This is a genomic window from Burkholderia sp. D-99 (genome assembly GCF_011605345.1).
Lineage (GTDB): Bacteria > Pseudomonadota > Gammaproteobacteria > Burkholderiales > Burkholderiaceae > Burkholderia.
In genome coordinates this window covers 397,719-409,953 of record NZ_JAAOXM010000003.1, presented here as the reverse complement: position 1 = coordinate 409,953, position 12,235 = coordinate 397,719, and the positions used below count along the sequence as shown (strand labels likewise).

9 protein-coding genes, 1 tRNA gene and 2 pseudogenes are annotated in these 12,235 nt (G+C 66.5%); 8 read left to right on the top strand and 4 right to left on the bottom strand.

The genetic code is table 11. The features are described 5' to 3' along the window. Positions 1-38 precede the first annotated feature (38 nt). Positions 39-611 carry a TMEM165/GDT1 family protein gene (locus tag HAV18_RS15925; RefSeq protein ID WP_059529589.1) on the top strand — a complete coding sequence of 191 codons (573 nt, stop codon included), beginning with the start codon at positions 39-41 and terminating at the stop codon, positions 609-611. A 54-nt stretch (positions 612-665) separates the two neighbouring features. Here the strand turns inward: HAV18_RS15925 and HAV18_RS15920 are convergent, their stop codons facing one another. Continuing rightward, a complete protein-coding gene (locus tag HAV18_RS15920; protein WP_166957415.1) occupies positions 666-1,364 on the bottom strand; it encodes a DUF4136 domain-containing protein in 699 nt (232 codons plus the stop codon). Between the two features lie 187 nt (positions 1,365-1,551). Here HAV18_RS15920 and pepN point away from each other — a divergent pair, with 187 nt between their 5' ends. From pepN to HAV18_RS15885, 7 genes are all read left to right on the top strand, one after another. Then, complete coding sequence (pepN, locus tag HAV18_RS15915; protein WP_166957413.1) at positions 1,552-4,245, top strand: aminopeptidase N; 2,694 nt, start codon at positions 1,552-1,554, stop codon at positions 4,243-4,245. 278 nt (positions 4,246-4,523) lie between these two features. After that, positions 4,524-5,537, top strand: a complete 1,014-nt coding sequence (locus HAV18_RS15910; protein WP_166957411.1) for a class 1 fructose-bisphosphatase — start codon at positions 4,524-4,526, stop codon at positions 5,535-5,537. 205 nt (positions 5,538-5,742) lie between these two features. After that, positions 5,743-5,818 (top strand) — tRNA-Thr (locus HAV18_RS15905). Positions 5,819-5,986: 168 nt separating this feature from the next. Then, entirely contained in the window at positions 5,987-6,796 is an 810-nt protein-coding gene (locus tag HAV18_RS15900; RefSeq protein ID WP_166957409.1) for a LuxR C-terminal-related transcriptional regulator, read from the top strand. A 166-nt stretch (positions 6,797-6,962) separates the two neighbouring features. After that, entirely contained in the window at positions 6,963-8,696 is a 1,734-nt protein-coding gene (locus tag HAV18_RS15895) for an FAD-dependent oxidoreductase (protein WP_166957407.1), read from the top strand. Next, positions 8,693-8,914 (top strand): hypothetical protein, encoded by a 222-nt coding sequence (locus tag HAV18_RS15890; RefSeq protein ID WP_166957405.1) that lies wholly within the window; start codon positions 8,693-8,695, stop codon positions 8,912-8,914. Before HAV18_RS15895 ends, HAV18_RS15890 begins: the two co-directional genes overlap by 4 nt. Positions 8,915-9,167: 253 nt before the next feature. After that, positions 9,168-9,422, top strand: coding sequence for a GlsB/YeaQ/YmgE family stress response membrane protein (locus HAV18_RS15885; protein ID WP_027788093.1), 255 nt, complete (start codon positions 9,168-9,170; stop codon positions 9,420-9,422). 79 nt (positions 9,423-9,501) lie between these two features. Here HAV18_RS15885 and HAV18_RS15880 read toward each other — a convergent pair. The 3 genes and pseudogenes from HAV18_RS15880 to HAV18_RS15875 all read right to left on the bottom strand — a co-directional run. Continuing rightward, a pseudogene (locus tag HAV18_RS15880) lies at positions 9,502-9,707 on the bottom strand (TlpA family protein disulfide reductase); the annotation flags it as partial. Then, positions 9,696-9,856 (bottom strand): annotated as a pseudogene (locus HAV18_RS39655) (exo-alpha-sialidase); the annotation flags it as partial. The pseudogenes HAV18_RS39655 and HAV18_RS15880, both read right to left, overlap by 12 nt. Next, a complete protein-coding gene (locus tag HAV18_RS15875; protein ID WP_166957403.1) occupies positions 9,844-12,207 on the bottom strand; it encodes a TonB-dependent receptor in 2,364 nt (787 codons plus the stop codon). The pseudogene HAV18_RS39655 and the gene HAV18_RS15875, both read right to left, overlap by 13 nt. Between the last annotated feature and the right edge of the window lie 28 nt (positions 12,208-12,235).

The following is a 12,235-nucleotide window of genomic DNA, read 5'->3' as shown; positions in this document are numbered from 1 at the left end:
CGCTCGCACGCACAACACCGGCCCGTGGAACCCCATCCGTGTCTCAAGCCTTCCTGATCTCCACCGGCGCCGTCGCCCTCGCTGAAATCGGCGACAAGACCCAATTGCTTTCCCTCGTACTGGCCGCGCGCTATCGCAAGCCGGTGCCGATCATTCTCGGCGTGCTCGTCGCGACGCTCGTGAATCACGGTTTCGCCGGCGCGCTCGGCGAATGGCTCGGTGCGCTCGTCACGCCGTCGATCATGCGCTGGGCGCTCGCGTTCTCGTTCATCGCGATGGGGTTGTGGATTCTCGTGCCGGACAAGCTCGATGCCGACGAAGCCAATGCCAACCGTTCGCGGCTCGGCGTGTTCGGTGCAACCCTCGTCGCGTTCTTCCTCGCGGAAATGGGCGACAAGACGCAGATCGCGACCGTCGCGCTGGCCGCGCGCTTCCAGGATTACATCGGCGTGGTGGCCGGCACGACGTTCGGGATGATGCTCGCGAACGTGCCGGCGATCCTGCTCGGCGACCGCTTCGCGCACCGCCTGCCGACCAGGCTCGTGCACGGGATCGCGGCCGTGCTGTTCGTCGTGCTCGGCGCGCTGGCGCTGCTGGGCGTCGGGGTCTGACGGGGAGGAAGATGGCGGGCGCGGCCGGACGGCCGCGCCGAGACTGACGCCGCGTTACTTCGCGGCGGCTGCACCCGAAGCGGGAGCCGCCGGCACCACGCGTTCGTTGGCGGCCGGTGCCGCCGGGCCCCCGCGCTTGTCGACCGGCAGCCGGACCGAGCGGACCGCGCCGTTCGACAGCGGGAAATCGGCGAGCGCGCTACGCGCGAGGAACGGCATCGCGTACAGCAGCGTGCCGTTGTCGCCGGTCGTGCGCGCGGACACGTTGTAGACCTCCTTGCCCGTCGCACGCTCGGTGATGCGGATGCCGAGCGTGTAGTCGAACACCTGGTACGTCTGCGCGACATAGCCGGCCGGCATCGGCCCCCAGGGCCCCCACGGGCCCCACGGCCCGCGCCCCCAGTACGGCCCGGGCGCGAACCACGGATCGTAATAGACCGGCTGCGGCACCGTCACCAGATCGCTGCCGACCGCATAGGTCAGCCCGACGAGATACCGCGCCTGCGCCTGCGGCACCTGCCGGAACGCATACGTGGACAGCTCGTTCGCGACGATCGGCTCGTAGGTCGACTGCTCGATGCTGTTCTTCTGCGCATCGGTGCGCGTGAACGCATAGGTGCGTGTCGCGTCGCTGCCGCTCCAGTCGGAGAAGGCCGTGACCTGGGTCGTCACGTAGCTGGTGCAGCCGGTCAGCAGCGCCACGCACAGCACTACCGCCCAGCCCGCACCGCGTTGAATCCATTCGCGTTTCATGTTGATCCTCTTCGATCCGTCACCCGTTCGTCGCACCGCGCGAACCGTAACGGGATGCCGATAATACGCGGACTCCCGGAACCGGTAAAAAGTTCGCCCGGCACGCAGCCGCAAGCCTTTGTACAATGGCCCGGTTCGCCCGGCCCGTGCCACGGGCCCGTCCCCCACTCCACCGATCTCGACGACCATGTCCGACAACGCCTCCTCCACCGTGATCCGCCGCGCCGACTACACGCCGCCGGCCTTCCTCATCGATGCCGTTGCGCTCGAATTCGATCTCGCGCCGGCCCGCACGATCGTCAGGAATACGATGCGCGTGCGCCGCAATCCGGACGCCGCGCCCGCGCCGCACCTGGAGCTGATGGGCGAAGCGCTCGAATTCCTCGGCGCTTGGGTCGATGGTGCGCCGCATGGCGCCGTGCGTGCGCACGAGCACGGACTGACCGTCGAGAACGTCCCCGATTCATTCGAGCTGACGCTCGAAAGCGCATGCGCGCCCGACCAGAATACGACGCTCTCGGGTCTCTATGTATCGAGCGGCAACTTCTTCACGCAGTGCGAAGCCGAAGGCTTTCGCCGCATCACCTACTTCCTCGATCGCCCGGACGTGATGGCGTCGTACATGGTGACGCTGCGCGCCGACAAGGCCGCCTACCCGGTGCTGCTGTCGAACGGCAACCTCGTCGATTCCGGCGACCTGCCCGACGGCCGCCACTTCGCGAAATGGGAAGACCCGTTCCGCAAGCCGAGCTACCTGTTCGCGCTCGTCGCGGGCAAGCTCGTCGCGATCGAGGAAAAGATCACGACCGGCTCGGGCAAGGAAAAGCTGCTGCAGGTGTGGGTCGAGCCGGCCGACCTCGACAAGACGCGTCACGCGATGGATTCGCTGATCCACTCGATCCGCTGGGACGAGAAGCGCTTCGGCCTCGAGCTCGATCTCGACCGCTTCATGATCGTCGCGGTCGGCGACTTCAACATGGGCGCGATGGAAAACAAGGGGCTCAACATCTTCAACACGAAGTACGTGCTGGCGAACCCCGAGACCGCAACCGATACCGACTTCGCGAACATCGAATCGGTGGTCGGCCACGAGTACTTCCACAACTGGACCGGCAACCGCGTGACCTGCCGCGACTGGTTCCAGCTGAGCCTGAAGGAAGGCCTGACCGTGTTCCGCGACCAGGAATTCTCGGCCGACATGGCCGCGGGCGACGAAATCGACTCGGCGGCCCGCGCGGTCAAGCGCATCGAGGATGTGCGCGTGCTGCGCCAGTTGCAGTTCGCCGAGGACGCGGGCCCGATGGCGCACCCGGTGCGCCCGGAGAGCTACGTCGAGATCAACAACTTCTACACGATGACCGTCTACGAGAAAGGCTCGGAAGTCGTGCGGATGTACCAGACGCTGTTCGGCCGCGACGGCTTCCGCAAGGGGATGGACCTGTACTTCAAGCGTCATGACGGCCACGCGGTGACGTGCGACGACTTCCGTCACGCGATGGCCGACGCGAACGGGCGCGACCTCGCGCAGTTCGAGCGCTGGTACAGCCAGGCCGGCACGCCGCGCGTGTCGGTGCGCACCGCGTACGACGCGGCCGCGCGTCGTTATACGGTCACGCTCGCACAGGGCTACGGCGACGCGTCGCCGGCCGCGCGCGAAACGCAGCAGGGGCCGTTGCTGATTCCGTTCGCGATCGGCCTGATTGGCCGCGACGGCCGCGACCTGCCGCTGCGTCTGGACGGCGAAGCCGCCGCTGCAGGCACGACGCGCGTGCTCGATTTCACCGACACCGAGCAGACCTTCACGTTCGTCGACGTGCCGGAACAACCGCTGCCGTCGCTGCTGCGCAACTTCTCGTCGCCAGTGATCGTCGAGTACGACTACAGCGACGACGACCTCGCGTTCCTGCTCGCGCACGACAGCGATCCGTTCAACCGCTGGGAAGCCGGCCAGCGCCTCGCGACGCGCGCGCTGCTGACGCTCGCCGCACGTGCCACCACGAACGAGCCACTCACGCTCGGCGAGAACTTCGTCGCCGCATTCCGCCGCGTGCTGACCGACGCGACGCTGTCGCCTGCGTTCCGCGAACTCGCGCTGACGCTGCCGTCGGAAACCTACCTCGCCGACCAGATGGCGGAAGCCGATCCGGCCGCCGTGCATCGCGCACGCCAGTTCGTGCGCCGCCGGCTCGCCACCGCACTGCGCGCCGACTGGCTCGCTGCATACGAGCAGCACCAGACGCCCGGCGCCTACGAACCGACACCCGAGGCGTCCGGCCGTCGCGCGCTGAAGAACCTCGCACTCGCGTATCTCGCCGAGCTCGAGGATCCGGCCGATGCCGTGCGCCTCGCGACCGCGCAATACGACTCGGCGAACAACATGACCGATCGCGCGGCTGCACTCGGCGCGCTGCTGTCCGCCGCGGCTGCCGGCGCGAACGAACCGGCCGCGCACGCACTCGACGATTTCTACCGCCGCTTCGAGAAAGAAGCGCTCGTGATCGACAAGTGGTTCGCGATGCAGGCCGCGCAGCGCGGTACGCCCGCGCAGCCGACGCTCGCGAAGGTTCGCAAGCTGCTCGCGCACCCCGCGTTCAACCTGAAGAATCCGAACCGCGCACGTTCGCTGATCTTCAGCTTCTGCGCGGCCAACCCCGCGCAATTCCACGCGGCGGACGGCTCGGGTTATGCGTTCTGGGCCGAACAGGTGCTCGCGCTCGACGCGATCAACCCGCAGGTCGCGGCACGTCTCGCCCGCTCGCTCGAACTGTGGCGCCGCTTCACACCCGTGCTGCGCGACCGGATGCGCGAAGCGCTCGAGCAGGTCGCGGCCGGGGCGAAATCGCGCGACGTGCGCGAGATCGTCGAGAAGGCGCTCGCGTAACGCAATCGCCCGCATCACGCACGTGCGATACAGCCGGTGCCGCCAGTGGCGGCGCCGGCTTTTTATTGCGTGAGCATTGCCGGCCCCAGGCGCAGTCGCGGGGTCCGACCGCACCGCTTGCCGCCGCGGCGAAGCGCGTCCCGCCCGTCTCCGCCACCGGAAACCGGGCCGGCTCGGCCGCCCGGCCATGTAACCGGACGAAAAAAGCCGGCGGCACGGAAAGCACGGCGGGTAAAATTACGGCCATTCAAGGATTCTTTGGCCTTTCGGAGTCTGTCATGTCCATTGCCCGCCGCACCACGCTGTCGAAATTCCTGATCGAACAGCAACGTGAGACCAACAACCTCCCCGCCGACCTGCGCCTGCTGATCGAAGTCGTCGCACGCGCGTGCAAGGCGATCAGCTACAACGTGTCGAAGGGCGCGCTCGGCGAGGCGCTCGGCACCGCCGGCACCGAGAACGTCCAGGGCGAAGTGCAGAAGAAGCTCGACATCCTGTCGAACGAGATCCTGCTCGACGCGAACGAATGGGGTGGCAACCTCGCCGCGATGGCATCGGAAGAAATGGAAACCTTCTTCCCGATCCCGGCGAACTACCCGCGCGGCGAATACCTGCTCGTGTTCGATCCGCTCGACGGCTCGTCGAACATCGACGTGAACGTGTCGATCGGCACGATCTTCTCGGTGCTGCGCTGCCCGGACGGCAAGCAGGCCACCGAGGAATCGTTCCTGCAGCCCGGCACGCAGCAGGTCGCGGCCGGCTACGCCGTGTACGGCCCGCAGACGGTGTTCGTGCTGACGACCGGCAACGGCGTGAACTGCTTCACGCTCGACCGCGAAGTCGGCTCGTGGGTGCTCACGCAGAGCAACATGCAGATCCCGGCCGACACGCGCGAATACGCGATCAACGCCTCGAACGCACGCCACTGGTACGACCCGGTCAAGCGCTACGTCGACGAACTGAACGCCGGCAAGGACGGCCCGCGCGGCGACAACTTCAACATGCGCTGGATCGCATCGATGGTCGCCGACGTGCACCGGATCCTGAACCGCGGCGGCATCTTCATGTACCCGGCCGACAAGCGGACGCCCGATCGTCCGGGCAAGCTTCGCCTGATGTACGAAGCGAATCCGATGTCGTTCATCGTCGAACAGGCAGGCGGCGCCGCGACGACCGGCACGCAGCGCATCATGGAAGTGCAGCCGACGGGCCTGCACCAGCGCGTGCCCGTGTTCCTCGGCTCGAAGAACGAAGTCGAGCGCGTCACCGGCTATCACGACGAAGCAAAATAATTGCACTGCAGCACTAGACGGAGGTGCGATGCGCAAGTACAATCGCGCCTCTTGATGTGGCCCTGACCGGTCGCATCACAGTGAAGTGAAAGCGGGAAGTCCGCCGGATCGAGGGTTTCGCGAAGCAGCAGCAGCAAGCTGAAAAAAGTTCGCAAAACCTATTGCCAAGATCTCGGATTTCACCATATAATTTCATTTCTCTGCTGCCGGTGTAGCTCAGTTGGTAGAGCAGCGCATTCGTAATGCGAAGGTCGTAGGTTCGACTCCTATCTCCGGCACCAAGACATAAAGGTCTGACAAGCATCGCTTGTCAGACCTTTTCTCTTTTCCGGCGCCGAAATCGTGCGCCCGCCCCCTCCCCGCACCCGTGCTGCTTGCGGGCATCCCCCGACTCACGCACCACGCGCCGACGACTACAATCGTCAAACACTCCCCCTCGCCCATTCATCATGCGCACCTGGCGTCTCGAACGAGCGCATCTCGCCGCGCAGCTGGACGTGTCCCGCGCAACACGCCTCGTCGCCGCGATCGGCGGCAACGAACCGAACGCGTTCGCGGCCGAAGTCCTGAAGCTGTTCGACGACGCGCTGTCCATCACGCAGTGCACGATCTTCGCGTACGAGTTTGGCAATCGCCCGCGCACGATGTCGGTCGCCGATCGTCGCGGTGGCCGCTACCTGCGCGACCTCGCCGACACCTACGCACGACACTTCTACGCACTCGACGGCAACCAGCAGATCGTATCGACCGCCCATCGCGGCGCGCACCGGCACGACCTGCTGCTGCACCAGCAGGCAGGTGACGAGATCGATCACGAAGCGTATCGCGCCGCATGCTATCGCGGCCCCGACGTATCCGACCGGCTGGCGCTGCTGATGCAGCCCGACGATGCGACGTGGCTGTCGATCAACCTGTATCGCGCACATCGCAGCGGCGCGTTCCAGCCGCGCGAGATCGTGGCGATCGAAACGCTCGCGCCACTGATCACGCAGGCCGCGAAGCATCACTACGCACTCGCCGGCGCGACGCAGATCGGCATCCCGCAACGGATGCTCGCGCGGTTACGCCATGCGTGCCCCGAACTGTCCAAGCGCGAACTCGACGTGCTGCGCGGCGTGCTCGAAGGCCAGACCGCGCACGAGATCGGCGAGACGATCGGCGTGAAGGTATCGAGCGTCGTCACCTATCAGAAGCGCGCGTACCGGCGCCTCGGCATTTCGAGCCAGCGCGAGCTGTTTGCGCTGTGCATGCAGCCCTGATGCGTCCCGGTTCGCGCCGAACGTAGCGCCGCCGCGCCTGCCGTACCCCGCTGTACCCGAAATGGGGACAACGGCGGCACGACCAGCTTCCATACTGCATCGACCCGTTGCACCCATCGCATCGCCGATGTGCGCACGTCGAACCAGACCACCGTGGAAGCCAACGATGACCATCGCGTTCAAACCCTATCCGTTCGTCGCCGAACACTATCTCGCACATCTGCCGGACCGCATCGACGGCATCGATACGCACCGGCATCGCGTCGCGATCGTCGGCGGCGGTCCCGTGGGCCTGGCCGTCGCGCTCGGCCTCGCGAATCACGGCATCCGCAGCGTGCTGATCGAAGCCGACGACGCGGTCTGCCACGGCAGCCGCGCCATCTGCATCTCGCGGCGCAGCCTCGAGATCATCGAGCGGCTCGGTGCGCTCGACGATTTCCTGCGCACGGGGCTGCCGTGGACTGGCGGGCGCAGCTTCTACCGTCGCGACGAAGTGCTGCATTTCACGATGCCGCAGGACGAAAACCAGAAGCTGCCGCCGATGGTGAATCTCGCGCAGTATCACATCGAACAGTTCCTGCTCGACGCCGCGCTGCGCCATCGCGAACTCATCGAGATCCGCTGGCAGACAAAACTCACCGGCGTGACCCGCCAGCCGGACGGTGTTCGCCTTGACGTCGACACGCCACTCGGCGGCTACGCGCTCGACGCCGACTGGGTCGTCGCGTGCGACGGCGGACGCAGCACGCTGCGCGACGCGCTCGGCCTGTCGCTCCAGGGCACGAGCTACGAGGGCCGCTACGTGATCGTCGACATCGCACTCGACAGCGACCGGCCGGCCGAACGACTCGCGTACTTCGATCCGTCGTCGAACCCGGGCTCAACGGTGCTCGTTCACAAGCAGCCCGACAACGTGTGGCGGATCGACTACCAGTTGCGCGACGATGAGGATGCCGAAGCGGCCGTGAAGCCGGAGAACGTGATCCCGCGCGTGCAGAACCTGCTCGACATGATGGGCGAGCGTGGCGACTGGTCGCCGATCTGGATCACGATCTACAAGGCGAACGCGCTGACGCTCGAACGCTATCGACACGGCCGCGTGCTGTTCTGCGGCGACGCTGCGCATCTCGTGCCGATCTTCGGCGTGCGCGGCGCGAATTCGGGCATCGACGATGCCGACAACCTTGCATGGAAACTCGCGTACGTGACGCGCGGGCTCGCGTCGGACACGTTGCTCGACAGCTACTCGGACGAACGCGTGTTCGCGACGCACGAGAACCTCCGCTACGGCACGAAGAGCACCGAGTTCATGGCGCCGCCGTCATTTGCGTTCGAACTGATGCGCAAGGCCGTGCTGTCGCTCGCGGTCCGGCATCTGGCGCTGCGCTCGCTGATCAATCCGCGCCAGACGACGGCCATCGCGTATGCGACGTCGTCGCTCAACGCAGCCGAACGCGACACGTTTGCAGCCGGCCCCGCGCCCGGCACGGTGCTCGCCGAATGCCCGCTGATGCGGTACGCGGCGCACGGCAGCGACATGCGCCTCGGCCACCTGACCGACCTCGTCGCCCCGCGCTTCACCGCGTTCTGCTTCACCTCCGACGGCGTACCCGATGCGGCGCTGGCGGATCTCGAACAGCGCCTGCAGGCTGCTCGGATACCGTTCGCGCTCGTCACGCTCGCACGGCATGCGGCGCCGCGGCAACCGGCCTGCGGCGGCCATGACGTCGACGGCCGGCTGTTCGACCTGTACGGCGCGCGCGACGGCACCGTCTATCTCGTGCGTCCGGACGGTCACGTACTCGGCCGCTGGCATGACGCGCGCGCTGGCGACGTGGCCGCCGCGCTCGAACGCGCACTCCATCCGCGCACATCCACCGATCTTCAGGAGACCGCATGATGACCGACACCGAACGCGATACGCTCTACACCGACCTGTGCCGCACGATGACGCGGATCGGTGAAGCCGATGCGTCGCTCTTTCTCGCCCGCTTCGCACTGCTGTCGATCGAGGCGATCAGCGATACCGCGACCGTCGCACGGCTGATCGCCGATGCAAGCGACGGACTGCCCGATGCGGGCATGCAAGCATCGACGCACGACAGCCAAGGCTCCTGACTGACTGGCTTCAACGACGACCATTTATTACAAATTCATTTCGACACGCATCGCCCGCGCACAAGTCGCGCCGTATGCAGACGAATTCCCTGGAAAATCCGGTTAAGGGTGCATAACATTACTTAACGATTCCGACCCGTCTATCGCGTTACATTGCGTGGGCGGCGCGGCGGGTCGCAATGCCGCCTTCATTCAGCTTGCGGCGACACAGCCGGCGTCCGGTCATTCGACACAACACAAGGAGAGGACAACCATGACTCATGGCTTGATTATGTGGCTCATCATCGGCGCGATCGCCGGCTGGCTTGCCGGCTTGCTCGTCAAGGGCGGCGGCTTCGGGCTGATCGTCGACATCATCGTCGGGATCGTCGGCGCGGTGATCGGCGGTTGGCTCGCCGGCTTGCTCGGCATCAGCATCGGCAGCGGCTTCATCGGATCGGTGATTGTCGCGGTCGTCGGCGCGGTGATCCTGCTGTTCGTGATCCGGCTATTCAAGCGAGCGGCCTGACGCTTCTCTCCACGCGCCTTCGGGCGCGTTTTCGCATCAGGCCGGCGCGCGGCCCGTTCGCCGCGCGCCGTCACCCCGCTCAGCGCTTCACGCGCTGCAGCCAGCCGTCGAGCACGTCGGCCGTCAGCAATCCGCTTCGCGTGCGCCATCGCGTCCGATCCACACGGTGCGCGGCATGTCCCCTCTCCATCCCGCATCGAGCGCCGCCTTCAGACGTTCGGGCATCGGTTCGTCGTTTGCATGCTGCGCGACCTGCGGCGGAAAGTTCATCTGCGCGAGCGGTTGCTTCTGCTGCGCGGGCGCGGCCTGCATGCTCATGTGCGTGGCGTGCGAATCGGCGGCGTTCGGCACGTCGAGGGTGTCGTGCGCACCGGCAGCGCCAGCAACGCGAACCACGGCGCGCCGCCTGCCGCGAGTGATCTCACAGCGCCCATTTCAGTTCCCCATAGAAAGTGCGGCCCGGATACGGGTGGAACACGTAGTAGCGGCGATCCGTCAGGTTGTCGATGCCGACCGACGCCGTCCAATGACGGTCGAAGCGGTAGCGCGCCTTCAGGTCGACGATCGTGAACGAGCTCGTGCCGCCGTAGACATCCGGGTTCACGTCGCTGTTGTCGAGCGTGTTGAACTGGCGGCCCGAATAGCGCAAGCCGACGCTCGCGAGCCAGTGCTCGTCGAAGCGATACGACGCGAGCAGGTTCGCACGCATGCGCGGAATCCGCGGGAAGCGCGAGCCGACATACGCGGGATTCACCGCATCGGCGAGGATCTGCGCATTGCTCGCCGATACGTTCGCGTCGAGATTGAGCCCGCGCATCCCGACGTTCTCGCCGCTGAACGCGAGTTCGACACCGCGCACGCGCACGCGATCGACGTTCGAGATGTTGGTCACCGTCGTCGCGCCCGACACCGTCGTCTGGCTGTAGATCGAATCGCGCAGATCGCTCTGGAACACGCTGGCACGCACGACGCCGACACCCACGTCGCGTTCGGCCGTGAAGTCCCAGTCGATCGCCTTTTCCGGCCGCAGGTTCGGGTTGTTGTTGACGATCGCGCTGTTCGAGATCGTGCCCTGGAACAGTTCGCCGACCGTCGGGAACCGCGTGCCGGTCGCGAACGACAGCCGGAAGCGCCAGACGTCGGTTGCATCCCATTGCAACGCGACTTTCGGCGACAGCGCATTCGCGCTGCGGCCCGCATAACCGAGCGTGGCGCTCGCGTTGCCGAGCGCGCCGCCGTACGCATCCCAACGTTCGTAGCGCAGCCCCAACGTCGCGAGCCAGCCCGGCGCGAAACGCCACGCATCCTGCCCGAACAGCGCCTGTGTGCGCGTGTCACCACGATAGACGCTCGAAAGCGACGTGGTCGGCCCGGCCAGCCAGTCGGCCGTGTTGTACGTGACGTTGCGCAGGAAGTAGTTGTCGTAGTGATAGCCGAACGTGAACGTGTGGCCCTTCACTTCCGGCGCCTCGGCCTTCAGGTCGAGCGTGCGCCAGCCGGTGCCGTCGCCCTGGAACAGCGTGCCCGCGCCGCCCTGCACGGTCGACGCCGCGCGCAGCACGTCGCGCGACACGTCGTACGCGGATACGACGCCCGACAGCCGCCAGCCCGAATCGAGCCGACCGTTCAGGCCGAGCGCGTACAGCCAGTTTTCCTGGTCGCCGCGCTGCGGCGCGAATGCGTTCGGCGCAACGGTCATGTTCTGGCCGCCGATCGACACGTTGCCGCCGTAGACCGGATTGCCGGCCGCATCGCGCAAAAAGGTTTCGCCGTGCTGCCGGTAATGGTTCTCCCAATGCCCGAGCGTGAGCGTCGCATCGACGTGGTCGGTGAACGCATAGCCCATCCGGACCGTCTCGTTGAGCTGTTCGGTCCGCTCGATCGTCTGCGCGCCGACGATCGTCCGCGGCTTGCCGTTGGGCCCGATGTCGGCCGCGGCGCCCGTCACGGGCACGGCGGCGCCCAACTTCGGGTTGTAGGCTGAATTGGGGCTCGCATACTGCATCGGCTGACCGTTGTTCTCGAGCCGGTCGAGCGACAGCGCGAACCAGAACCGGCCGACACGGTTGGCGATCCGCGCGGTCTGGTGATTGCCGCCGAAGCTGTCCGCGAATCTGTAGCCATCGTGGTAGCGCTGCGTAAAGAACTGCGTCGACAGCGAAGCCTCCAGCTTTTCCGGGCGGCGCGTCGTGAGCAGCACGGTCGAGCCGATCGAGTTGCCCGGATACAGCGCGGAAAAGGGGCCATAGAGCACGTCGACGCGCGCGATGTCGTCTGGCGGAATCAGCGACCAGCGCGGCGGGTACGCGTAGCTCGAGCCGAGCAGGTTCGACAGCAGCACGCCGTCGGCGTAGACGAGCCCGCGCGCGCTCTGCAGTTCGTTGAAGTCGCGACCGGCGAACACGCTGTTGCGGTCGCCGATATAGCGCTTGCGGACCATCAGGTTCGGCGCGTACTTCAGCGCGTCCTCGGTGGTGACGTTGGTGTGTGATTCGATCTGCTCGCGCGTGATCGATGCGACGACGGCCGGCGTATCCGGATCGACCGGTTGCCGCTGCGCGGTCACGCTGACGGCGGTCAGCGTATCGCCCACCGGCGCCGGCGATACGGTTGCGACGATGGATGCCGGCGCGGCGGCATCGGCGCGACGCTCGACACCACGGCGGGCGGTTTCGACACGCGTATCGTCCGTTGAGGCCGCATGGGCGGCAGGCCAGGCGAAAGCGGCCGCGCATGCGAGCGCGAGCCTGCCGCGCGACGGCCGCGCGGCGAAGGGAGAGGACATGAGTGGATTCCTGAAAACGTGATCGGAC